This is a genomic window from Mucilaginibacter koreensis (genome assembly GCF_054783355.1).
Map to the genome: position 1 here is coordinate 3,010,311 of NZ_BAAGQS010000001.1, position 25,228 is coordinate 3,035,538.

The window sequence follows — 25,228 nt, forward strand, 5'->3', positions numbered from 1 at the left end:
GCAGAACTTTGCACTTAAATAAGAGTAAATATGAACACGTTAACTCGATTCATTGGCAAAACTCAGGCAGGGCGTAGGTTTTATGCTTGCTTAGCCTTATTGGTATTACTGTTGCAGGGGCATGTAATAGCCTTACAGTCATCCAGCCGGTTGCCAACCGGTTTTGCCCACGGCCAGGATACAATAGTAAGTGCAGAAATTATCAATCAGCTCAGCCAAAAAAAGCGGCTTAATTTAAACTTCCCCGCATCTGCAGACCGCTTTTATAAAATTAACAACTATAAACTGATATGGGTTGATCCGGCCCAAGCTCCCAAAACATGGCAGGGTATGCTGCTGGTTGACTGTGTGCTGCAATTTGGGCTTAACCATAACGACTATCACCCGCAGGACATTACTTATACTGCTATGCACCAGGCACTTGAACGGCCAAGAACAATGAGCCTGACCGATAAAGCCAGGCTTGATATTTTATTTACCGATGCGCTGCTTACGCTAATTAATCATCTTCATTTTGGTAAACTTAATCCTGATTATCCGGCAAGCAGGATTGACCGGATGCCTGCCGGCGGATTCAAGGCAGAGACAGTACTTGCCGATGCCTTTCAAAGTAAGGATTTAATGACTGCCATAAGTAATGTGCAGCCAAAATCAGCACAGTACCTGCTTCTGCAAGACCAAATGCGACTGATTAGCGGGCAGTATAGTGGCGACTGTTACGAAATTCCTGATGGCTTAGTGCGTACCCTGGCTGTTAACATGGAGCGCTTGCGCTGGATTGGAGATGATGAACAGACCAGCATTCAAGTCAATATTCCTTCATTTAACCTGAAGTTCCATCAGCCTGATACCACTTACGAATTCAAAGTAATTACAGGTAAGCCTGACCGGCCTACCCCTACACTTCAAAGCCGTATTACTTACTTTACCACAGCGCCTGAATGGAATGTGCCTGCCCGCATTTTTGAAAGTGAGTTATTTCCCAAAGCCCTCAAAGACAGCAATTACATTGAAAACAATCATTATACCGTTTATAACCGCAAAGGAGATTATATTCCTGTAAACAAAAAAAATTTGCTGCTCATTCAACAAAAACCTAATGATTACATGGTGCGGCAAGCTGCCGGCTGCGAAAATGCATTGGGTAAATTGGTGTTTCGTTTTGCCAACCTTTACAATATTTACCTGCATGATTCGCCTGTGCAAAGTTTGTTTAACAGGTCGGAGCGCACCTTTAGCCACGGTTGTGTAAGAGTTGAACATGCCGAGCAGTTAGCCGAACTCTTGTTACAATACGACGATCAACCCAATGCCATACCGGCCCTGCACAGGGCAACAACTGTATATCAGCATCAAAATTTCAGGCTGAACAAGCCTATTTCTATTAAAATTACTTACTTAACCTGTGAAGTAAAGGATGCCACGGTTGTGCGCTATAAAGATGTATACGGGCTGGACGATCGCCTGGCTATGGCGCTGTACGGCAACAGCACCGTAATTAATGCGAAACGCTAATTGTATTTATTTAAATAATCCCCCTAATATACCGCATTTATGGAATTGTATTAATCACCACTGGCTTTTTCATTAAATATCAGTTTTAGTCCAGCAAAGTCCAGGTGCGTTTGGCTTGTACTGCCTGTATCACTTGTTGTTCGGCAACCACAATGTTTTCTTTGCGCTGGCCAATGTACTCCAGTGAACTTAACTTATTCCACAAGGCCACCATTACTTTCAAAAAGTCATCTACCTGCTGCATGGATGATTGTATATCATGATGATTATATACCACCTCAATCAGGCGGGCCAGTAACTCCTCAAAATTGCCGGGAGTTACATCTTTCCATTCGTAAAAGTATTTCAGTAATTCTTCGCGCTCGGCTCCGCTAATGCTTTTTACCGTGCTAAAGAACAAGTGTGCCATTTCTGAAAAGTAGCCAACTAAGTAAATGGGCGGCTGGTTATAGGCTACATTGCGGTAATTGAAAAATATATGTGCGATGTAATCCAGCATCTTATCGCACAATAACTTCACATTTTTGCCGATTGGTGAGATAGAATCTTTAGAGGTGATTTTATCTATAATGCGGAACGATAACAGTTGAAACTCATTCAGCTGATTGCTGAAGGTTTCGTAGTAGCTTACCAGCAAAGGATGGCTCAATACAGTGGTACACGGAGGGATGTAATTGGCTGCTACCTGTATATTACCATTGCTCCTGGTAAACTTTCCTACTTCAAAGTACTGGTTCGATTTTGTATTCAGCTGCGAAGCAGGAATCACATTAATAGTATATTGCTTTTCTACTGATGGGTAGCGCAACGGCGCTTCTTCAGGGTCAGGGTTACCGGCAGGTACCCGCTCAAACGGATTAACGGCCAGTATCACAAAATAGGTTTCTGCAACCTCAGTCGTTGTTAAATCCTGCCCGAAGTAATGATCAAACACATACTCTTCATTAAGCGGTGCACGCGGTATATTAATACGGGCGCCGTCGGCCGCAACAGCATTGCATTGCCCTATTTTTATTTGTAAATGGTTAGATGCCCGGGCGGTAATGGAGATAGCCAATGAACTGGATTCGCCGTTAAAGGGCGGCAATAACCCAAATGTATTGCTGTTTAAAAAAACAGAGGTACTATCCCTGCTGATATCCTGAATAAAGTTATCAGTGCTGATAAAATGGCTGCTGGAAATTTTCATTCCATCTACCCAGTTTACCGGTTTGTATTTTAAAGGCGATGTCATAATATGATTTCAGGCTAATAGGTTTATAAATAAACAGCTTCATCCCCTACACGTATACGTTCAGCTTCAATTTCTGATACGCGTTTGGCATATATGGTATATTTTTCGGTAATGTGGTTTTGCTCTATATCCAGGTCGGGGTCAATAAACAGCCGCTGCTTGAAAAACGAAGGTTTGATGTAAAATATCCACTGATAGCTTTCACCGTTATCCAGTTTATACTGCACCGGTGCGTTAGGGAATTTCAGGTTATAGTCATCAATAAATTTTTGGAACCATATCCCGAAATTCATATTCCGTGGCGCTTTGGCTTTAACTTTAAGCGGCTCGGGGTCATTGGTATTTTTGTATAAATCCAGTTCCAACACCAGCAGATGGTTAAAATCCAGGTGCTCCATATTGATATCGGCCGGTACCACCGGGTAACGCCACACCTTGTAAATTTCTAACGGAATGCTCAGGAAAGATAAGTAGGTCCACCAGAAAACGGGCGGCACCAAAAATGCCAGTATGGAAGAGGCAGCCCAGAAACCATATTTCAGATTATTCAGCCAGTCAAATGCCAGCTTGAACAAGTACATGCCCAGCAAGGCTGCGATGAGTGTACAGATGAAAAAGAACCCTTTCCTGTTCAGCAATTCGCTTTCATAATAAGTGCCGGCCAGCCATACATAAACAATACCCAGGCACAGGTAAATAAACTGGCAGATCAGGTACCCCCATGGCATAAACTGCAAATCCAAAAAACCGATAAAGCCGGGTATACCTAAAGCAATAGCCGTAAGCAGCAGAATAACAATCAGTTTTTTATTACTCAGAACCTGATTCCTCTTGTTGATAATCGTCATGATAACCGTAGATATCGTGAAGATGACCGGGAACAGCAGATAGCGGATAAAGAAGGATTTAACGTCCATAAAACATCAATACAGTTACAGCAGAAATCGCCTTGAATAAATAATGGATTTGCCTAATCAATTACGCTTAAATAGGGTTATTGTTTTATAAATGCCTATATAATACCGCCTGATGGAGAACCATAACCCTAACCATATAGATACTGATTTTAAAGCAGTGGCCATAGCTGCTGAATTGATTGAACAAGGGAAAATCAACGCCGACCAGCTGGTAATTTTACCGGCAGGGCCGCAGCAACAAGCCTATGCAAAAGAAATTAAAGAAGTTACGACTTATCAGTCAGCCTATCGTAACCGCACCATAACCAGCATTTCCATCAACCGCGAGGGCTTGTACGATATGCTGCCTGAGGGTCTGTTTCATGAGCCGCCTGCATCCAGTGTACTCATCACCGAAGAGGGGATGATTAAAGATATTGTGCAAAGGCGCGAAGAGGAAAAGCAGGCCCGGCAGTTCTTTGCACCCATGGAAGCCGAGCTTTATCACCTCCGTACCATTGTGGAGATGTATGAAAACCGGCTGGATAAAAAGAGTGAGTATGATGATCTGATTAATATTTTTTTAAAAGAATGGAAAGAGTTTAACTGCTTTACCAAAGAGCAGATGGTGATTTTTCTGCAAGTACTGCCTATGGTGCATGAGCAGCGCAACAATTTGCCCTTTATAAGTGAGGTGTTCAGGATGTTGTTTAATGCCGATATTCAGATGAATTACAGATACACGGATATGGAAATGCCTGCTGAGTTAATTGAACAGATTGAAACCCGCATAGGCAAAAACTCGCTCGGGGTAAACTTTATAGCCGGCCGCGCCAAGGAGCAGGAAGAAGCACTTTTTATTAATATTGGCCCCCTGAGCGCAACACAAATGCTTAATTTTTTGCCTGGCACCCGTACAGCAACAGCAGTAGATGCTTTTTTATCTTACTTTATTCCGCTGCAAACCACAATACAAATACAGTATACGCTGGGTGCCGAATATCAACGTATGGCTTTAGGCCCCGATGAGCCCAATTGCTGTTTGGGTTACACTACATTTTTGGGCGCTTAACATTACGTGGTAAACAGGCGGTAATTAACGTTTACTACGCTACGGGCCTGCAATTTTGAATGCAGTAATGATAATAATGTATCCCACTCTTCGGCCGAGAGGCGAAATTCATTTGCAGGCGTAATATGAATGTCTGTCGTCTTTTTTAATCCTTCTTTAGGATTACTCGATATACTGATGCCTTTGGTGATATTTACAGCAGCTGCCTTAGCGCCAAGCTCGTAGTAACAAAAGCTAACCAAATCGGCTTGAGTTACAATGCGGTCTTTGGTAGTTAAGCCATATTTGTAAGCCTGTATACGTTCTGATGCACCAAGCCGGCTGCGGCCGCCAATGCTGCTGGTCATCAGGCGTATGTTCTCCGGCCTGAATTTAAATACTTCGAACTGCTGCAGCCGCGCCCCTCTCCTGATGTGGTTCCCTTCATCGGCCAGTGTGGTCCAGTAGCTGAGATACATCATATTGGTTTTGCTGTTGGGCGTTACAATCAGGTAATTAATCAGTTCAGATAACTGATTTGAGTTGGCTGACTTTTTTTCAATCAAAGCCAGGTTTTGCTCCAGCGTTTTAATGATACTGTTTAAAAAATCGTTACCATAAGCGGCAAAGGCCGCCTTTTCATCCCTTAATAACTCGAACAGATACTCGATAATTTGCCTGGCGTTGCGGCTGTCAAACCGCTCGGCGCCACCATTGCGGATGGTATAGCTCCCCTCCATACTTTGCTCTGTCTGGCTGTACGGAATTTCACTGTAAGTGATGTTCTGGTCATCATGCAAATCCTTAACCGAAAGGAAATGCTCATGCAGCCCTGGTTTAATGGGGATGATATTACTGCTGTTTCTTAACCTGTATTTGTGCTCATACAATTTCCGGTTCATCACCGGGAAACAGTTAAGCGCAAGCTGCAGCTCATCGAGTACCTGTGGCTGAATAGCTGCCGGGAATACCAGCTTTAGCCAGATGCAGGGCTGTAACCGACTCAAATCTGCCGCGGCAAATAGCTGGTTAAACTCTTCCGGATAGGCTTGTTTTTGATCTTCAATGGCACTCAGCCTATCGTCGGTAATAGAAATAAAGCGGTTTTGATAATAATCTTTAATATCGCGGGTAATCTGGTTAATGATATCGCGCTCATAAAATATAGGGCGGTATTGCCTGCTGTGGTCTTCTAAGTAAAATAGCCCCGGCATGGTTTGTATTTCATATTGCTGCGTATAGCATTTAACTACCGTAAGCAGGTTATACAACTCCTCATTATTAGAATAGCCAGACCATTCAAAGAACAAAGCCATACCCTGCAGGCTGCTTACCTGGGCTGTGCAGTCAATACCTACCCATATTACATGCTGTTCTGCATTGTTGCCAGGTAGCGCCTGCGCAATGGTGTTACGGCGGGCCTGCTCATCATGCTCATACAGTTGCCTATTGGTAAAAGTATACCTGATGTTGGCATTCACCACGTTTACTTCGCCAACCGGGGTAAAAAATATATCTGCCTGTTCAGTAGCTGATTTTGGTGTATCTGCTGCAGCGGGCTTACGGTAATAAAAATGATCGCTTATCCGCATGGTTTCCGTAGCCTCAACCGGCATGGCTTTTAATACAGCATGGGCTGGCAAGGCACTGGTCAGGTGATCTGAAGCCAGGATACGTGATATTTTATTGAGTACCCGATTCTCCAGGTTCTTTACATCGTTTGATACATTGAAAATCTCGGTGCTCAGGGCCTCTATAAGTAACTTTACAAACGGATCAAGATCATTGATATTGGCCGTGCCCCAGAAATCCAGCGCGTTGCGCAGCATCCGGTTCCTGATATCTTCCTTCGAGTTAAAAAAAACAGTGTTCATTGATGGTTATGCCGATAGCGGGCTCAGGTATAAAGCGGTTGAAAAGGTATAATGTTCTCCGGTTTTATGAATAACGCCTTTAATAGTGATTTCGACCCGCTTTTTTATTTCGCTTATGTTTCTGAGCGGATAAAATTTATTCACTTCGTTTATCTTCACCTCCACCTCTACATGATAAATGCGCTGCTCGTATTTATGAATTGAACGCAGCAGGGATTGCCTCAGTTTTTCCTCCCACATACTTTCACTTACAATCAGTTCAAAATCGAGGTCCCATATTTCACAGCCGAAATCGGGCATAAAACGGTGCTCGCCATAGCGGGTAAAAATAATGAGCTCGATATACTGCGAGATAGATGCACCTACGTCCTGCGTGGCCAGATCATACCCCTGAAACAGCTGGTTGAGCCGGAAAGGTTTTTTATATAAAGGTAAAGCCATGTATTAGCGTCCGGTTAACTGAATGAATAAGTTATACAAAGTATTAAACAAAAAAAGCTTTAAATAGTTGTTTCCAGAGCAATGACTTTAACCTGAAGGCAATTTACATCCAGTGTCTTGCTTTTTCATGTTGGTCTGCGCCCATTTTCAGGTACTTAATTACGCCTGAGCATACTGATGTTAACTGACCTTATGAATACCTTTTTATATCACTTATGAAACCGGTAAATAATCCAGATATCTACCGTGCATATCGTAACTTCCTGCTCATGTTTGCCTTGTTGCTGGCCTTCACCATAGCAAGCGTTTACCTGTTTTTCCTTACGTCTAACCACGAGGTGTCACTGCTCAACAAAAAAGCCAAGGAAGCCGAGCAGCTGGTAGCAATAAGAAGCGATATCTATAATGATTTTGACCAGATTATGGTGCGCATGCAGCAGCTGTCTGACTATACCAAAATGAATTCGGAAGAAATCAATAACCAAACCCTGCTTCTGGGAGATATTCAACAAGCCAACCAGCGCATTATGGATAGGGTGCAGCAAAATACGCTACCGCTTAAAAGCTTTGAACTTTATAAAAAACTGAGCAATGACATTAATACCATTGCCACTATTAAAGATTCTCTGTTTACCACCAGGTTTCAGATTGAGAGTGCACGCTCGCAACTGGAGTCTTGCAATAAAACTAATAAATCAGCCATTAACAGAATCAGAGGCAGTTTCAGAAGATAGGACACCATGAAGTTTACACTTAAGGAAAGAAGAGAGCGGTTTTTATTCTTTTTAGGCCTGTTCCTGCTGGCTGCCGGTGTATTATGCACAGCCATATTTTATAATTATGGCGACGGAGCGGCTATATCTAAAGAGGAATTTGCCAAAAGAATACAAGACGAGGAACAATTTGAAGCCACGGTAGCCGAAGCACAACCGGCTATTGATACTACCTACGCACGTATAGTGAAATTTAACCCCAATGTGCAAGCGCTCTTTTTAGAAAACGACATCAAAAATTCATTGGGTGCCATTAAATCTTATTATAACCGTAAGCCTTATGATAACCGGTATAAATGTTTCATTTATGCCTCAAAATTGTATGAAAACCTGTTTTATGACCGCCGCGAACTGCGGGGCAACTACAATGACATCAGCCATATCAACAAACTTTTAGACGATTGTAAACTTTCTACCCGCCAACTGCAACAGAGCTTAGGCGCCAGGTAAAATACATTTAACATCAACGCTAACCCCACATACCTATGCAAGACGATTACAATAACAGCAGGCCCGTAAACACTAACCGACAAAATTATGCCATTCTGTACCTCATCATCGGCATATTATTGGTTGCAGGTCTTATCTTTTTATTCAAAAGCTCATTGTTTGACAAACGCAATGTAAATGCACGCATCCTGAAAGATGAAATTTTCCTGAACGAGGATTTAGTGTATTCTGATAATACCCCAGATGCCAAAAAGTGGCTTTGGGAGTTTGGCAACGGTGATAAAACTACGCAGCAAAATGGCAGCTACCGCTTCAAAAAACCGGGTGCCTACATTGTACGCCTTACAGTAGACGGCAACCTGCAGCAGCAATTTCCTATCAATGTAAAAGATACGGTTGTAACTGTAGCAAAAGACACGCTTATAACAGTGAATGGCCCAACGCAGGGCATTGTTAACGAGGAAGTAAGGCTCGAAGCACAGGGAAATGCCCGCATATATGAGTGGTCTTTCGGGGAAACCGGCCGGGTGGATGTGAAAGGACCTACCGCCCTGTATACCTATCATAACCCCGGTACCTATTTTGTGAGATTAACTACTGATAACGGTAAAAGGCCTGCTTACCACCGCATCATCATATCCAGCCCCGATTCTACAGTGAATGAAATTGTAACACCGGGCGAAGGCGAACGCAAAGCGGTTGATGATATCAGGGCGCACTTGCAGGCTATTGCCAACGGGGCCGACTTTAATACCCATTATTATTACCTGGTTAACAGGTACTTCTGTGGCGATGAAAAGGTAGGCGTTAACCTGGAGTCAACCGGTGGTAATAAGCAAACCGACTTATACTCCTACTGTATGCGCCTTACATTTGGCGGTGGTATCAATATAGATGAAGCCCAGGTTACCCTGAAGCCAAAATCCAACTGCTCAAGTTTATTGACTGTGAAGCAGCACAATACCAACTCTTCATCCGGTATCAGACGCAACCGTTAAACCCAAACTTATTCAATACATCAACGAGACCTTTATTCCTATGAAAAATATAATTGCCCTCATCACTTTACTGCTTCCATTGGCCGCATCGGCGCAGTCACCGGTATCATTCAGTAAAAAAGTAGTGACCATGCCGGCAGCTTTTGAAAAACCCACTGCAAAAACCAATGTATATGACGACGAGAAATCGACTTCATTACCCTGGATTGTGTTTTCAGACCGCGACGAAAACTATACCTACACTGCACCGGGTGGAACTTTAGTGATGAAGAAAATAAAGTTTATGGAGCCTTACTATGTAAGTGAAGCCAAAAACGGGTATTTAAAACTGCTTAAATATCAACCAGGGATGGTACAGGGCCGTAAGCTAACCAATAAAAAAAGCGCACAAAGCTACGGCTGGATCAGCCGTGATAAAGTACTGCTGTGGCAATCGGCTTTTGTAAACCCGCAAACGGGCTATCCTGCAAAATCTTTAGCTATTATTTCGGGCAAAGGTCCGCTTACTATGCCGCACATTTATTATGACAGAACGGACTCATTGAATGTGTATACCTCTCCTGAGTTAGAGCGGGGTAAAGGCAAAGTAGGTTTACATAACATCCTTTATATTTTCAAAAAATCGGCCGACGGTCGCACTGTGTTAGTAGGTTCAGAAGGACAGTTAATTGCTGATAGCGCCGCCAAAAGCGTATACGGCTGGGTACCTGCCGATGCCGTGCACACCTGGGGCGACCGCCTGTACATCGGCTCGGCCAGAAATAACTATTATGATTCGGATGACTCTGTGGCCGCCATTGTCAATCAGTCGTTCCATTATACCGGTCAGGGTGCCAGCGGCTTAGGCGGCTTTGCTTTTGATCCCCTGCTGGAACCCGACCAGCCACTATTGCGCAGCATTGCTGTAGTATCTTCAAGTTCGCCAGACTATAAAACCGGAACCTTGCAACTGGGTGTAGCCGGTGATGTATATGATAAAACGCACAATCAGGTCATCAATATTAAAGGTGGTCATATTAATTATGCCAACTATCTGAACATCAGAAGAAATATACGTAAAATTAATGTGGTATACGTAATTGATGGCGGCAGTACCATGCGTAATTATTTCGGTGGCATTACCAGCACTGTACAATCTTTCGAAAAATCTTTTTTGCCGTATAATGCCACTAACCGTATCACCTATGGTGCTGTGGTATATCGCAGCAATGCGGATTGCGGAAAAGGAGGTGTAAGCACACAACCTTTCAGCGCTGATTACCGCCGTGTGGTGCGCTTTTTAGATAAAGAAGCCGCCACTACCGCCAGCTGTAGTGCAGGCGTAAACAGTCAGCCGGTGTATGATGGTATTGGCGCTGCAACAGCCATGTTGGCTAAACATGCCAATGAAACCAACATTATCGTTTTGATTGGCAGTACAGGTGATAACAATGATTCACAATCAGCCATTGAAGAAACGGCTGCACAGGTAGCCGCAGCCAATGCCCGTATTTTAGCGGTACAGGTATACAGCGACTATAATTCGGTTTACAACAACTTTGTCATTCAAGCCCGTAAGCTGGTATCACAATCGGCCGTGTTGCTTGCCGACCGTAAAAAGCAGCGCATGGTAGAAGGCGAAGGCTTAACCAATGCCCAGCAGTTTAATGTTTCAGTATCAGATTCTGTTTCTTTTTATCTCGATTATCCTAAAAATAGCTTAGTGCAGGGCGCTGTTATTTTTCCGCCTAAAGGCGTAATCAAAAGCAACCGCGAAATGGAAGCGGCTTTAAAACGTATGTTGGGCGAAACCGATATGGACATTCGCAGCCAAACCCATTCACTAGATAGTGCCTTCAGGCTTACCGGCCGCGAGCGCCGCTATGTGCAACCTATAGTGGTATCTAATTTAACGGCCCCTGTGCCCGATAGCCTGGGCGATAACATGCCGCACAACGCCTTTAAGTATTATCTCACTGCCGAAGCACCTGCCACTTTAGTAACCCAGCACCCCAATGAGCTGCAGTATCTGGTTATCTTAAACGAAGACGAATACAAGCAAGCCTCAGACATTCTTTCGTTGCTGATTGGTGAGAACTTGCAGCAGGATGCATCTAATTACCGCAGTAAGCTGTACAAGAATTATATTGATTTAAGCAGAAAGCGGTTGAAATTGAATTTAAGTAAAAGCGAAATCAAAAAGCTTACGCTTGATCAGTATATACAACGGGTAATTGGCCTGCCACTGCCTGATAATAAAGAGCTAACTACTTATAAGGTAAATGATTTGAAAAGCACCAGCCGTATGCCTCAGCAGGCTTTCGAAGCTTATATCAATTATTTGGTGCAGCACCGTAATCAAATTAAGCAGGCAGCGCTGCTCAACCAGCATTTTACCTCCAACGGAAAAAATTATTATTACATCACTCAGGCCAACTGGCGCTAATATATAGCAGCTATGAATATTATCAATTTAAGCGAGTCAGTTAAAACGGCTGTACGGGTAGCCCAATCGCTGGCTAAAGAATATCATCATAAAGAGTTCGGGCCGGCACACCTGCTCCGGGGGCTAATGCACCAGGAAGTAGGCTTGAAAGGTACGCTGGTATCTTTGGGTAAAGATGCAGAGTATATCAGCGACTGGGCAGAAATCCGGATGGAAGAATATGCTCCGGCGATTACTGTACCCGATGAAATGCTGGGCAACAGTGCCGTTAAGCTGGTATTTGAAGAGGCCGATAACGTACGCATCAAATTAGGGCACGATTTAATTACACCTGTATGTGTACTGGTAGCTTTGGTAAAGCCTAATGTAGGTTTCGAAGTAAGCCAGTTAAAATCATTCCCAATAAAAGAGAAAGAACTGCTGGATGTTTACCTGCAGGATGAACAGATACAACAGGCTGTAACTCCACAAGCCACCGGCGGTACTGCAGAGGCTACAAAAAGCACAGGTGCATTACTTAAATACTGTATTGACCGTACTGAACTGGCCCGCCAGGGAAAAACCGACCCCATCATTGGCCGGGATAAAGAAACCCGCATGGTAATGGAGATATTAAGCCGGCGCACCAAACCCAATGTCATCATCACCGGTGATGCCGGGGTAGGTAAAACCGCATTGGTAGACGGCTTTGCATTGGATATTGTCAATAATCAGGTACCGCAATCGCTGTTAAATGTGCAACTGTTCGAGCTGGATTTGGGTTCGCTGATTGCGGGTGCTTCTTATAAAGGAGAAATTGAAGACCGCCTGAAAAATATCCTGCGGGAGATTAAGCAATTCGATAAAGCCATTCTGTTTATTGATGAGATACATACGCTGTTAGATAATAAAGGCCCCATAGGTGGTGGTGTAGGCAATTTGCTGAAACCCGAACTTGCACGTGGAGAAATTACGGTAATAGGCGCCACCACTATTGATGAATACCGCAAAATTATTGAGCCTGAGCAGGCCTTTAGCCGCCGTTTTGAGGTATTACAAGTAAACGAGCCCGATATTGATACGGCTATAAAAATGATGGAAAAGCTGGTGCCGCAGTATGAGCAGCACCACAGCCTTAGCATTAACCCCAATGTAGCCGGAGAGTGTGTACGCCTGGCAAAACGTTACATGAAAGACCGCCGTTTGCCTGACTCGGCTTTTGACTTACTGGACCGCACCATGGCTGCCATCAGGCTGATGAACGACACTTCGGAGTCTACATTAACCGATTTAAACGCGCAATTAAAAGAACTAAAAGAAAGTGAGGCCGACGCAGGTGAAAAGTTGAGAGCGGCCAAATGGTTGTATTCACTGTTACAAAACAGGATGAGCGCCGTGTTACTGGGCAAACTGGAAGATGAAACCCAGGTAGAAGCTTTTGAAACTGCAGATGAGTACATTACTTATTTTGATACCAACCTGCCACGCCTCGAAGAACTGGCCACCAGTAAAGCCAGCGAGGTAGATAAAGAAGATATTGCAGCTATCATCTCCTATAAAACTGGCATTCCATTAGGTAAAATACAAGCGCAGGAAAAAGAACGCCTGCTGAATATGGAAAACTTCCTGAAGCGCCGGGTAGTAGGGCAAGACCAAGCCTTGAAAGCCGTGGCCGATGCCATACTGGAATCGCGCAGCGGTCTGAATAAAAAAGGTCAGCCGATTGGCTCTTTCTTTTTATTGGGGCCAACCGGTACCGGTAAAACAGAACTGGCCAAATCTATTGCCGAGTTTTTATTTAACGATGAAAAGGCGATGATCAGGTTCGACATGTCGGAATTTAAAGAGGAACATTCTGCTGCTTTATTGTATGGTGCGCCTCCGGGATACGTGGGTTACGAAGAAGGCGGGTTGCTGGTTAACAAAATCAGGCAGCAGCCTTATTCGGTGTTGCTGTTTGATGAAATTGAAAAAGCGCACCCTTCGGTTTTTGATATTTTCCTCCAGATTTTGGATGAAGGCCACATGCACGACCGGTTGGGCAAAGAGGGCGATTTTTCCAATGCACTTATCCTGTTTACTTCCAACATCGGCAGCGAGTGGATAGCCGAGCAACTGCAAAAAGGCCACCTGCCGACATCAAACGAGTTGATGGAAGTTATGGCCCGGCATTTCCGCCCCGAATTTTTGGCTCGCCTGTCTGAGATTGTGCCGTTTGCACCTATATCTGAGCAAAACGTGGTGCGCATTTTTGATATACAGCTCAAGAGCCTGATAGAGGCACTTGGCCGGATGGGCATTGGCTTCAGCATTACCGAAGAAGCAAAAAACATGCTTGCACTAAGTGGCTTTACGCCTAAATACGGCGCACGCCAGTTATCAGGTGTTATCAGAAATCAATTGCGCCGGCCTATATCGAGATATATCATATCCGGTGAGTTGAAGAAGGGGCATTCTATTCATGTGGGCAAAGAGCCGGAAGCCGATAAATTATCCTGGAAAATTGATGCATAAAATATGCCCGTTATGCCGTTTAAATCAAACAATTACAAGTTTTAATACTTTATAACAGAGACTCATAACCATCTACTTAATTACAGAGCATCATGTTTAATTACGAAATTGGAGGCAACGAGAGAAAGATTGATACCTCAGAAGCCTTTGGCGAGATATCGCCCAATAAAACGCTGTTTATACAAAAGCTTACTGATAATGAACCTTTAAGACCCGAGAAGGTAGAAGGTTTGAAAACAGTAGAGGAAGTTTTTGAACACTATAAACCAAACGTAAGTGTTGAGCTGGAGAACCAGGAAGGTGGCACTGTAAATGAAACCTTGAACTTTCATAACCTGGGCGATTTTGGGGTGAAAAACCTGGTACAGCAAAGCAATTACCTGCGCAAGCTTAATATTGAGCGCCAAATGTATCTCAATATCATTAAGCAGTTGAAAACCAACAAAACGCTTAAATCATCACTTGATAACGAAGAAACTAAAGCCGCTTTTTTAAATGCGCTTAAAAACTTTGTGCAAGAGCTTGAAAAATAATTATCTGTAACCATCACCGCTTTATCCATACTTAAGCAATTCAACTATGGCATCGTTAAACGAGCAAGCAAATAGCAATTCAGCAGCAGAATTTAAGCAGGCAGAACGGCCTTCGGCTGCACCTGCACAATCATTATCGCAAAGCTTAGAGAAACTTTCAAAAGTAGGCGGTTTTGATTTGCTGGAAACCACCATTGACGGTCTGCAAAACCTTAATCCCGACCGTAAAGCCAGAAAGCAGATATTTTTAACCGACGACGAAAAGAAAAGCGAACGCGAAGAGCTGAAGCAAAAGCTAAACCAATGGATAGCCGCCTTAGAGGGCTCAAATTCGGTTAGCGAAATGATTGAGCAAAGCACTGCCAAGTTGGAGCAGGCAGAAGAGAATTTGAATAAGAACGTACATTCGGTGCTGGAAAGAACACGCGAACTGGAACAAGCTTACCGCTCTGTACATTTATTTTATAAAAACACAGAATCGGATAAACTGAAAAATGTGGTAATGATGAATGCCAGCATGGATCAGTTAAAGGAACTGGACAACCCACGTTTTATTGAATACGTAGGTAATGAGCTGAAACAAAACTACGACCGTTTAGATTTGCGCCAAAACTACTCCATTATGGTTGTACCGGGTTACCTGGGGTCAAACAAAGTGGTGGAACGCTGGTCGAAAATGGCTTTCGAGAACAAAGTAATGCTGGTAACCGACTTTGCAGACTTAGACCAGCCGGATGACGTAATTGACCTGTTTACCTCTGCCAACCTTACCGGTGGCGATGCTTACAAGTCAAACACTATCATGACCTGTAACTGGCTGGTAGGCCGCGGTAAAGTAGCCGAAGTGGGCGAAGAGGACGATTTATTTGTGCCTGGCTCTGCTGCCTTGGCCGGTAAAATGTACTACACCCTAATGTCGCAGGTTACGGCCGGTAAAAAACACGGTGCGGTAAACGAAGTGGATGGCGTGCGCTTTGATTTGAAAAAAAGCGAAATATCTCATCTGGAGCGCATCGGTTTGGTGCCTATGGTAAACGAGTATGGCAAAGTAATGGCCTTCTCGGCTAAAACCTTGTTTAATGGCGATAACATTGGTTTGCAAACTTACTCTGTAGTGCGTGTATTCGATTACATTACCAAAGTATTGTTTGATTTCCTGAACCGCAGAGCTTTCGAAAACTGGAACTCAAAAACCGAACAGGACTTGCGCTCGCAGATTGTGAAGTTTCTGGATAACATTCAAGGCCCTGACCGCCTGATTGAACGCTTCAAAATTATGCGTTTTGAGCGCGACGAGGTGCAGAAGGACCGCATTCACCTGGATATTCACATCACACCTTACTTCCCGGCTAAAAGCTTTGTGGTAAAACTTGATGGCCATAAAGGTGATGATGAAAGCACCACATGGAATACTGCTTACGATTTGCAGCGTTAATTAAATTTTTAAATACTTGAAATTGCCCGCTTACCAGTCATGAAACGCATGATTGGTGAGCGGGCTTTATATATAACCACTTTTTGTTTTGTTAATATACTGTTTACATTTGCTGGCAAATGAAGCAGATATTAATCATCAATGCAGATATCAATAAAACTGATATCACACAGGCATTAATAAATGCTTACCGTTCTGGTGCCGAAGTATCTGGAGCCAGTGTGAGGGAACTCAACATTGCCGACCTCATTTTTAATCCCAATAAGCAATTTGATAATCGCGCTATCGAACTGGAACCTGATTTGCAGCACGCGCTCCAGCACATTGCAGGTGCCAACCATCTGGTTATTTTTTCGATGGTGTACAAAGAGTTTATTCCTACAAAAATTAAAGGTTTTTTTGACCGGTTATTTTTCCCTGATCAGGTTTTTAATCTAAATAATAGCGTACGTAATAATTTCAGCGGCAAATCGGCCAGAATTATATCTGTACTGGATGAGGCCTCCTGGCGCGACTGGCGCATTAATGAAAAAGCCACTTACATTCCTATAAAAAAGGTAATTTTAGAAAAATGCCTTATTAAGCCGGTACGTACTAGCACTATTGGCTATATACAATCGTTGCAAAACGAGTATAGTGTTAAATGGCAAAAGAAATTATACTCGTTCGGCACTAAATTAATCTAATGGTTAATTTATTTATTGTTTTATAAAACAAAAGGCAAATTTCAACGTTATCATAAAAAAGCACTGGTGGTCAGTGCTTATAAGGTAACCTTAAAATTTGTCGTTATGGCTTTCAAAGCAAGATTAAATTTTTCGGGCAGAGAGTACGATGTACTTAATTGCTCGTATGCCCTTAACCGTGATGTAGACTCGAAAGGACGCCCGTCATCAGGTGTTTACGGCGGTACAATTGATGTAGAGATTGAATCTACAGAAGACACTTCAATTGTTGAAGCAATGGTAAACAATCAGTATAAACCACTCACTGGTACAGTATTGATTAAAAAATCCGAAGAGGATGCCAAAATGAAAGAACTCAGTTTTGGTGATGCTTACATTGTTAAGTATTCAGAAGGCCTGAATATCTTAGGTGATACCCCAATGAGCCTGAAATTTACTATTTCGGCCCGTACCTTAAGGGTAGGTAACGCCGAGCATGTAAATGATTGGCCGGGTCAGCGTTAATTGCCCAGTCATCTTTAGCCGGCGTTCAGCTGGCATAACCTTTGTTTAAATTTCTTATAAACTTAATTCATATCTATATGGCTTTCAAAGCAAGATTAAATATAGGTTCTAAAGAGTTTGACGTGCTGCAATGCAGCTACTCTTTAAGCCGCGATGTTGACGCCAAAGGCCGTCCGTCATCAGGTGTATACGGTGGTACCGTACAAGTGGAAATTGAATCTACTGAAGACACCTCAGTAATTGAATCAATGGTGAACAATCAGTATAAGCCATTGAGCGGTACTGTAATATTCAAAAAATCAGAAGAGGATGCTAAAATGAAAGAGCTTTCTTTTGAAGAAGGTTACATCATTCAGTACAACGAGGGTTTATCTATCATTGGTAATAACCCAATGTCTTTAAGCTTCGTTATTTCTGCACGCAAATTAAAAATCGGCAATGCCGAGCACGAAAACGACTGGCCGAAATAATTTCGAACTTGTTTGTTGATCAATATAAAGCGGAGAAGATAGTAAGTATCCTCTCCGCTTTTTTCTTATCATGCTATTCCTCAATTTATGATTAAGAAAAAGAGAGTTATAAAACCCGCTTCTCCTACTGTTAAAAAAAAGACTGTTTCTTCGGCGCCTACCGCAATGGAGTACATCTCTTTGTTTGATACCTGCGAGATTAAGAAGGAAAAAATTGGTGAGATTGATAAATTGATTGATGAGAAATTAACCATCAATATGTCGAGGTATCAGGGTATTTCCACTACCATTAAATCGGGTGGTACTCCTCAGGTATCTGCATTAACACCTGAGTTTCAATTAAATTATATCCCGTTTTACAAGCGTTTTGGTACACCAGCGCCTGCCGATACATCCAACTTTTCTCCCAATAACTTTTTCAACAAAACGCCGTCTGTTTTTCAAGGTTTAAATCAGGGTACGCAAAGCTTGTTGCCGGGCTTATCTCAGTTAAATTATATGGATGGCAATAACTCCCTTTTCAATAAAGACATTTTCTCCGGCACCAGTTTTTACAGCAGCGGCGCAGGTATCCCCTGGTACTTTATTGCGTGTGTGCATTACCTAGAATGTTCTTTGAGTTTTAAAAAGCATTTACACAACGGCGATCCTTTAACCGGCTATACGGTTCACGTTCCGGCTCATCGACCCAAAGTTGGGCACCCGCCTCCGTTTACATTTGAAGAGAGCGCATTTGATGCGCTCAAACTGATGAAATACGACCAAGTAACCAACTGGAGCCTGCCATTTATTTTGCAAAAGCTGGAAGGCTACAATGGTTTTGGCTATAATAAGCGTGGTGTACATACGCCGTATTTATGGAGTTATTCCAACCATTATACCAAAGGTAAATATGTAAAAGATGGGGTGTTTGATGCCAACGCAGTATCATCACAATTAGGAGCCGCAGTGATATTAAAACGTATGGAACAGCGGGGACTTATCAGTATACCCAGAAATTAATATGAAGCTGTACGGTTATAAATATGTATTTGCATTGCTGCTCATCACCTGGGTGCAGTTGAGCTATGGTTGCCAGCAGAGCCGTGTTGAAACTGATAATGCTGTAACTGCAAAACCCAAGAGCAGCGAAGCTGCGGTTGCACAAAATGCTGCTCAATCAACCCGCCAGCACCTTACTGATGAGCAACTGTTCAGGCAATTTCTGCAAAAGTTTAAAAATCAGGTAAAACAGCGTAACAAGGCCGCACTTAACATGTTATTTTATTTTCCATTGCAAACCGACCCGCAGTGGACCAATGAAGACCTAAAAGCGCGCAATGTAAATGCAAACGAGGGATTAATCAATAAAAACCAGTTTGAAGGATATGTTAACGATATGTTTCCTGCTGAGGTTATCAAATTAATTGCATTGAGCCGAGAAGATGACCTGTCGGAAATTGAACGTACCTCACCGGAAAGCTATTATAAAAGCTTAATTAAGGTAACAGATAAAGGAAGCAGGATATACGAACTCGAGAAACAGTATGTTCAGGATAACGGGCAGGAAACCTCATTTGGATTTGTGTTCGGAAAAATAAACGGCAATTATAAAGTAATTAGCTATTACCGCCCATGGCCGCTTAAAGGCTAGCCACTAAACCAATACCTATGGAAACCAAAATCAAAGTAGACATTAATATAGAAGGAACTGTAATTGCTCATTTTTCTGCATTTAGCTTAACCCAGCGGTTCAATGAGCATCATACCTTCGAACTGCGCTTCAATCACGACCAGATTGAAAATACGAATGATGTTACCATTGAAAAATCAAAAGATTTTATTGGTAAAAACCTAACCATACAGTTTGGAACGGCAGACGGCAGCGAAAACCAGTTTACCGGGAAAATTACAAAGGTAGAAATTGCCCAAAGTCACGGCTTTCAGGGCGATATTTTGGTGAGTGGTTATAGCCCGAGTATATTAATTGACCGCGGGCCTGATTTGGGTTCATACCTCAATAAAGACCTTTCAGCTATTCTAAAGCAGGCTACCGCTGATGCTCCGCAAAACGATTTCAACTTTCAAATTAAGCCGGCCTATACTTCTCCTATTGATTACATCATTCAATACCGGGAAAGCGACTTTGAGTTTATCAACCGGTTGTCGGCCGAGTATCATGAATGGTTTTATTACGATGGTACTCAACTGGTGTTTGGTAAACCTGATAAACTTGATGAGGTTAATTTAATATACGGCCGCGATTTGCACAGCCTGCAGTATGGTATGCAAATCGCTCCCCTCACCTATCAAAAATTTTCGTACCACTCACAACAAGACGAACTGCTGCAAGCCCAACCGGCCGACAGTTCATCAGGATCGCCAGACCTATCTCATGCCATTGCTGCTTCAAAACAGGTATTCAGCAAGCGGTACAGCGAGCCTTTGGAAGTGCGTGTAAATTCGCAAAAAGAAATAGACACCTTTGTAAATGATGAGCACAAAGCGCTGGTATCAGAGCTGCTTACCATTATGGGCAATGGCAATAACACCCAGGTAAAGCTGGGCAGCGTGGTTAATATCAGTACCAGTATGCGGGCCGAAACCGGTTTTAAGGTGCAGGATTTTGGCAAGTTTCTGGTAACTGCTGTTTATCACCAGTTAGACGGCGTAGGGCATTACCAAAATACATTTGAAGGCGTAGCCGCCGATAGTGAGAAATTGCCGGTAAGGCAAGCCCAAAAGCCGACGGCCGATATGCAACTGGCAACTGTGTTGGATAATGACGACCCCAAGCAGCAAGGGCGTATTAAAGTACAATTTAAATGGCAATGCACCTCAAATGACCCTACCGAATGGTTAAGGGTTGTAAGCCCAAATGCCGGTAACGGCGATACAGGTAAAAACCGGGGCTTTTTGGTAGTGCCCGAAAAAGGCGACCAGGTAGTTGTGGGCTTCGAGGAAGGTAATATAGCCAAGCCGGTAGTTATGGGTAGCGTATACCATAGCAACAATGTAGATAGCAGCGGCTTTGTTAACAGTAACATTAAAGGCATGACTTCGCGTAAGGGAAGCCATTTGCAGTTTGATGATGCAGCGCATGCATTAACATTAGCCACCTCAGCAGCCAACACTGTAAACATTCATCAGCAGCAAGGTGCCATACAAGCTGTGGCAGCTCAAACCATCAGCCATAAGTCGGGCGAAAATTTGATTGAAATTAAAAACAAAGATGGCTCAATCACCCTGAACTCAAAAACCACCATTACCATACAGAGCGGCGAAAGTTCAATTACGCTTAACACCAACGGAACTATAACCATTAAAGGTAAAAACATTAATATTGAGGCAGAGCATAATCACATTAAGGGTGAAAGTAAAATTGACGGAGGAAATGTATTTATCAACTAAAGCGGTGAAATTATAGCATGTGGAGTATCTTAAATAAAGAAGAAAGCCAAATCGCTATACTTCAACCAAATGTTACACAAAAATATTTGTGCACTATAGACAGCGACATTCAAATTGGCACGTTAAAAGTAGCCACCGTAACTGAATGCAGATGGGTAGTTACAGTAAAAGAAGTGAAAACGCAGGGCTATCGGCTCGAAATTTTAACGCTCGATAATCACATCATTAAAACCAATAACCCCTCAGTGCATGATGTTGCTGCGCTCAACAATTTGTTTAAAGAGATATATAATGAATTAGACGTTGAGGTTGACCGTTCGGGAAAGTTGCTTAAAATTCATAACGTATCACAAATCAGAAACAAGTGGCAGCGGGTAAGAAGCCAATTGAAAGAAATGACGGCTGATGAAACCAGTATCAACAGTGTTGTTCAGCTCAACGACAATATTTTTGATAATGATGCAAACATCTTTCATACCGTAGGCGCTATTGAGTTTTTTGAAATTTATTTTAACGGCATTTACGGCAAAACTTTCCCTTATAACGGGCATTTTATGCGTAAAAGCAAATTTCAGGCGGCTGACATTGATTGGAACATTAATTATTCACTTAGCAGCGACCGGCCCAATAACGTTCGTTTTGAAGGCACGAATACCGGAAGACCATCGGCAGAATGGCTGAAGAATGCCTATGGGCATTTTATTTTTTTAGAACCCGCTACGCTGGTGCCGCTGATTACCTGTAAAGGTAATTATACCATAAATGCGCAAACAGGGTTAATCACCAGTGCAGAGTATTATACCGAAGAGGTGGTGCACACCCAGCTTTTATATAACAAAATTAAATACACGCTTTCTGCTTACTAATTGGATATGCAGTTAACCACACCCTATACCGAAACAACCTTGCAGATACTTAAAGCCGGCGGCTGGTATGAAGGCAGGAAAGTGAGCCCGGAGCCGCTACAGCAGGCGCTTGGTGAATATGAAGGCGAAGAATTTCCTATGATTGAAAGCGCCGTTAAACTCTATCAGGAAATGGGCGGGTTAAAGTTTTCGTTCTACAACAGCCAGGCAAAGCACGAAAACATCATTGGCTTTGATGCTGAAAAAGCAACTGAGTACCTGTTTCCTGGCGACGTTGCTGAGGAATATCTGCCGCTTTCACAAAGCCGGCACCTGATTCCGGTGGGATACTGGAATGATAGCTCGCGCATTATGTTTATTGATGAGCAAAGCCGGCTGTATTTGGGCGCTGATGCTTTTTTTGAGTTATTAGGCAATACGCCTGCCGAGGCGCTCAACCGCATCTTCGGCAACCAGGTGCATATTCCCTCTAATGAAGAGATTGCCTCGATAGAGAGAACACATATACAGGCTCCGCCCCAGCCCCCAAAGCGAGTAAAAAAAGAGGGCTTTTTTTCAGGCCATAATGCGCAGCAAGCATTTCAGGCAGCTAAAAAGCTGCTCGATGAAAAAAAATACACTTACACCAACATAGGAGAGCCTCGCAAGGAGTCCGGCTTTTTGATAGAAGAAACCGGAGAGGTGATTGATGTTTGGGTGATTAGCTATGATCAGGTAGTTCCCAACTTTGATGACAACGTTTCGTTCATTTATTTGGATGATAGAGACCTGGAACTGATACATATTCTTACCAAGTATGGATACGATTATTAGCGTATAACACGAAAGGTTTACCATGAGTAAGTTTTTAAACGAAAGCGACTTTTTCATGTGCAGCGGTGGCATGATGCCGGCCCGCATGAAAAGCTCACAGGTGGTAGTTAGCAAAAAAAACGAGGTTAAGTACATCCGTATAGTTGATGTACAAACCACATCATTTGGTGACTTTGTGTGCAAGAAGCTGATGTTGCTAATGGCGGTGGCTGCTGTGTTATTTGCCTTGCTGTGTGCAGTAACCGGCGGTGCTGCTTTAATTGCTGCAGCGGCAATTGGCGGTGCTGTAGGTGCGGCGGCCGGTGCACTTATTTGCGGTTATAAAGCAGCAGCAGCCCGTAAGTGGCTAATGCCTAAAGAACAGGTATATATTGCTGGCCAAAAGGCCCTTACCGATAGTTCTTACATGGTTTGTATGGCCGTTGGCACTGAGCAAATCAGGCTGGCGCCACATATTAAAAACTGGTGGCAGGCGCTGGCAGTAGGCGTTACCAATTTTGCCGGCGAAATGTTTAAATGCATTATGGTAGGTGCAGCCGCAGCCGGAGGTTTAGTCATATTAACTGAAGGTATAGGAGCTTTCTTATCCAATGCGGCAGCCAATTACCTGTTAACACTTACCTCTGCAAGCGGTCTGGCGCTGCGCGGAGGCCTCGGTGTAATGGAGGGCGTACAGGATAAGTATGTTAAAGGTGAAAGTACTGCAGATGCATTTACCCATGGTTTTGGCAGCGCCGTATTTGGATTAGAGCAAGGTACCATGCAAAGCATGGGCAATATAGTTACCGGCCAGGGGCGCCCCGAAGATTTTGCCGGCCTGCTGGCTTGGGGAGCACCTATTGCCCCAGCCGAAGAAGCTGCCAAACCAATAGACGCAGATGCTATGGGTAATGGCGGGGCTTGGGAGGGTAAACCTCAAAGTGGTAATACAGGTTTCTTGGATAGTCCACGTATGAGCAGGGCTGAAATTCAAGAATATCAAAAAGGATTAAATGAGCAAGGGATAGATTTTGCAGTAGATAAAAAAGGAGTTTTGCCCGAAGGCATGAGAGGCGGTTTTAATAATGAAACCGGAACCGTTTACTTGCGTAAGGGGGCTACACATTATGAAGCATTCCATGAAGCACAACACGCTAAACAATGGAAAGAATTAGGAAAAGAGGCCTATCAAAAGCAAACAACAGCAGAAAAGGAAACCTATGTTTATGATCAGATAGCCAAAAACAAAGATCAATTTAGCCAAGCTGAATTAGAACACGCTGAGGAGTATGTTAATGGCAAAAGAGCCGATGAAGGTTTACCACCTGTTATGGATGCCATGGAGGGCGGCAGCCCTGCAAAAGGAGCTGATGGTGATGTATTTGAAGATCCCGCAGCAGTAAAAGAGAATGCCAAAAAGCAGCCTACCGAAGAGGAAATGGCAGCGCTTAAAGCGCAAAGACGGCAAATGGCCGAAGATTTTTATTTAAAGCACAATCCGGGTAAAGATGCCGATGCTGTTGCATCCGAACTGAACGGTATAGATTTTTCAAAACCGGTAAGCATAGTAAAAATACCGCCCGACGGTTTGGGCCCTAAGGGTAATGAGCTTCATCAATTTACTAAAGTAAATACCGAGGGCGAAGTATTAAGAGGGCAATACTATACCGATAATCCAGCCAATACACCATCAGAATTGGGTATCTCTGATAAGTATAATGTGAGAGACAAAAGCTGGAAACATACCGATGAAGTAAGAACTGTACAGCAGGAGAAAGTAGTTTTTGATGAAAATAAACCTATCGAAGGATTGAAAAGTACATCAAAAGAAATTGATGATAGCTGGAGCCTGAAAGACGGTCAAAAAGTGCCGACTAAAGGTGGCGGCAGTCAAATTTATATCCCTAAAAACCAATAAAAACGATGCAGATTCCTGTTATCACCACAAAAGCATCATTTAAAAAGATGATCAATGAAACTATTGAGGAAACCGAAAACTTGAAAAACAAGTTTCCTGAAATAAGTATGTACAACACGCTTTTTTTACAACTAATAGCACTACGAAGTTTATTGGTAGAGCAAAAATTAATTGTTAGCAAAACTGATATTGATGAGCAATTCACTATAGGCGCAATTGCCACTAAAAACTTTGATTATGAGCATGATCTTTATGCTCAAAAATTAGTGCGGATATTCGGCGCAGCACTGCGCTACAATGAATTACAGGCCTGACATTGTATAACAAAGATTAAAAGTAAAGCCGGTAACATTATACCTCACATTTATTTGCGCCTTTACCTGTGAAACCAAAAAGGCTTTGCAGATTACTCGCTTGCAAAAGTTTTCAGGCAATCAAACTAGTCCGCAGGGTAATAGAAACATCGATACAACAGAGTTAAATA

At 43.1% G+C, this 25,228-nt stretch carries 23 protein-coding genes; 19 read left to right on the forward strand and 4 right to left on the reverse strand.

Going from position 1 to position 25,228, the window contains the following annotated elements; all coding sequences use genetic code 11:
• The first annotated feature begins 30 nt into the window (after positions 1-30).
• Positions 31-1,515 (forward strand): L,D-transpeptidase scaffold domain-containing protein, encoded by a 1,485-nt coding sequence (locus ACYVNW_RS13540; RefSeq protein WP_460680407.1) that lies wholly within the window; start codon positions 31-33, stop codon positions 1,513-1,515.
• Positions 1,516-1,600: 85 nt separating this feature from the next.
• Here the strand turns inward: ACYVNW_RS13540 and ACYVNW_RS13545 are convergent, their stop codons facing one another.
• On the reverse strand, positions 1,601-2,749 hold the full coding sequence (locus ACYVNW_RS13545) for a hypothetical protein (RefSeq protein ID WP_460680408.1): 1,149 nt from the start codon (positions 2,747-2,749) through the stop codon (positions 1,601-1,603).
• A gap of 23 nt (positions 2,750-2,772) precedes the next feature.
• Positions 2,773-3,666 (reverse strand): TssN family type VI secretion system protein, encoded by an 894-nt coding sequence (locus ACYVNW_RS13550; RefSeq protein ID WP_460680409.1) that lies wholly within the window; start codon positions 3,664-3,666, stop codon positions 2,773-2,775.
• A gap of 112 nt (positions 3,667-3,778) precedes the next feature.
• Here ACYVNW_RS13550 and ACYVNW_RS13555 point away from each other — a divergent pair, with 112 nt between their 5' ends.
• A complete protein-coding gene (locus ACYVNW_RS13555) occupies positions 3,779-4,717 on the forward strand; it encodes a type VI secretion system baseplate subunit TssG (RefSeq protein WP_460680410.1) in 939 nt (312 codons plus the stop codon).
• A gap of 2 nt (positions 4,718-4,719) precedes the next feature.
• Here ACYVNW_RS13555 and ACYVNW_RS13560 read toward each other — a convergent pair whose 3' ends face one another.
• Complete coding sequence (locus ACYVNW_RS13560; RefSeq protein ID WP_460680411.1) at positions 4,720-6,570, reverse strand: type VI secretion system baseplate subunit TssF; 1,851 nt, start codon at positions 6,568-6,570, stop codon at positions 4,720-4,722.
• A 6-nt stretch (positions 6,571-6,576) separates the two neighbouring features.
• A complete protein-coding gene (locus tag ACYVNW_RS13565) occupies positions 6,577-7,011 on the reverse strand; it encodes a GPW/gp25 family protein (protein ID WP_460680412.1) in 435 nt (144 codons plus the stop codon).
• Positions 7,012-7,226: 215 nt separating this feature from the next.
• Between ACYVNW_RS13565 and ACYVNW_RS13570 the strand changes: the two genes are divergently transcribed.
• From ACYVNW_RS13570 to ACYVNW_RS13650, 17 genes are all read left to right on the forward strand, one after another.
• Positions 7,227-7,745, forward strand: coding sequence for a hypothetical protein (locus ACYVNW_RS13570; protein WP_460680413.1), 519 nt, complete (start codon positions 7,227-7,229; stop codon positions 7,743-7,745).
• 6 nt (positions 7,746-7,751) lie between these two features.
• On the forward strand, positions 7,752-8,234 hold the full coding sequence (gene tssO / locus ACYVNW_RS13575) for a type VI secretion system TssO (RefSeq protein ID WP_460680414.1): 483 nt from the start codon (positions 7,752-7,754) through the stop codon (positions 8,232-8,234).
• 35 nt (positions 8,235-8,269) lie between these two features.
• Entirely contained in the window at positions 8,270-9,232 is a 963-nt protein-coding gene (locus ACYVNW_RS13580) for a PKD domain-containing protein (protein WP_460680415.1), read from the forward strand.
• 40 nt (positions 9,233-9,272) lie between these two features.
• Positions 9,273-11,657 carry a type VI secretion system protein TssR domain-containing protein gene (gene tssR / locus ACYVNW_RS13585; protein ID WP_460680416.1) on the forward strand — a complete coding sequence of 795 codons (2,385 nt, stop codon included), beginning with the start codon at positions 9,273-9,275 and terminating at the stop codon, positions 11,655-11,657.
• Between the two features lie 12 nt (positions 11,658-11,669).
• On the forward strand, positions 11,670-14,150 hold the full coding sequence (locus ACYVNW_RS13590) for an ATP-dependent Clp protease ATP-binding subunit (RefSeq protein WP_460680417.1): 2,481 nt from the start codon (positions 11,670-11,672) through the stop codon (positions 14,148-14,150).
• Positions 14,151-14,242: 92 nt separating this feature from the next.
• A complete protein-coding gene (locus ACYVNW_RS13595) occupies positions 14,243-14,683 on the forward strand; it encodes a type VI secretion system contractile sheath small subunit (protein ID WP_460680418.1) in 441 nt (146 codons plus the stop codon).
• A gap of 46 nt (positions 14,684-14,729) precedes the next feature.
• Positions 14,730-16,118, forward strand: coding sequence for a DUF5458 family protein (locus tag ACYVNW_RS13600; protein WP_460680419.1), 1,389 nt, complete (start codon positions 14,730-14,732; stop codon positions 16,116-16,118).
• A 119-nt stretch (positions 16,119-16,237) separates the two neighbouring features.
• Positions 16,238-16,804, forward strand: coding sequence for an NAD(P)H-dependent oxidoreductase (locus tag ACYVNW_RS13605; RefSeq protein WP_460680420.1), 567 nt, complete (start codon positions 16,238-16,240; stop codon positions 16,802-16,804).
• A gap of 105 nt (positions 16,805-16,909) precedes the next feature.
• The gene (tssD, locus tag ACYVNW_RS13610; protein ID WP_460680421.1) at positions 16,910-17,308 is read left to right on the forward strand and encodes a type VI secretion system tube protein TssD; all 399 of its coding nucleotides are present in this window, start codon (positions 16,910-16,912) and stop codon (positions 17,306-17,308) included.
• A gap of 77 nt (positions 17,309-17,385) precedes the next feature.
• Complete coding sequence (gene tssD / locus ACYVNW_RS13615) at positions 17,386-17,778, forward strand: type VI secretion system tube protein TssD (protein ID WP_460680422.1); 393 nt, start codon at positions 17,386-17,388, stop codon at positions 17,776-17,778.
• 87 nt (positions 17,779-17,865) lie between these two features.
• Positions 17,866-18,780: a hypothetical protein gene (locus ACYVNW_RS13620; RefSeq protein ID WP_460680423.1), complete on the forward strand. Its 915-nt coding sequence runs from the start codon at positions 17,866-17,868 to the stop codon at positions 18,778-18,780.
• A 1-nt stretch (position 18,781) separates the two neighbouring features.
• The gene (locus ACYVNW_RS13625; RefSeq protein ID WP_460680424.1) at positions 18,782-19,411 is read left to right on the forward strand and encodes a hypothetical protein; all 630 of its coding nucleotides are present in this window, start codon (positions 18,782-18,784) and stop codon (positions 19,409-19,411) included.
• A 17-nt stretch (positions 19,412-19,428) separates the two neighbouring features.
• The gene (locus tag ACYVNW_RS13630) at positions 19,429-21,168 is read left to right on the forward strand and encodes a type VI secretion system Vgr family protein (RefSeq protein ID WP_460680425.1); all 1,740 of its coding nucleotides are present in this window, start codon (positions 19,429-19,431) and stop codon (positions 21,166-21,168) included.
• Between the two features lie 17 nt (positions 21,169-21,185).
• Positions 21,186-22,034 carry a hypothetical protein gene (locus ACYVNW_RS13635; RefSeq protein ID WP_460680426.1) on the forward strand — a complete coding sequence of 283 codons (849 nt, stop codon included), beginning with the start codon at positions 21,186-21,188 and terminating at the stop codon, positions 22,032-22,034.
• 6 nt (positions 22,035-22,040) lie between these two features.
• Positions 22,041-22,847 carry an SUKH-3 domain-containing protein gene (locus ACYVNW_RS13640; RefSeq protein ID WP_460680427.1) on the forward strand — a complete coding sequence of 269 codons (807 nt, stop codon included), beginning with the start codon at positions 22,041-22,043 and terminating at the stop codon, positions 22,845-22,847.
• 22 nt (positions 22,848-22,869) lie between these two features.
• A complete protein-coding gene (locus ACYVNW_RS13645; protein ID WP_460680428.1) occupies positions 22,870-24,744 on the forward strand; it encodes a zincin-like metallopeptidase toxin domain-containing protein in 1,875 nt (624 codons plus the stop codon).
• Between the two features lie 5 nt (positions 24,745-24,749).
• A complete protein-coding gene (locus ACYVNW_RS13650) occupies positions 24,750-25,058 on the forward strand; it encodes an immunity protein Tsi6 family protein (RefSeq protein WP_460680429.1) in 309 nt (102 codons plus the stop codon).
• The last annotated feature ends 170 nt before the right edge of the window (positions 25,059-25,228 follow it).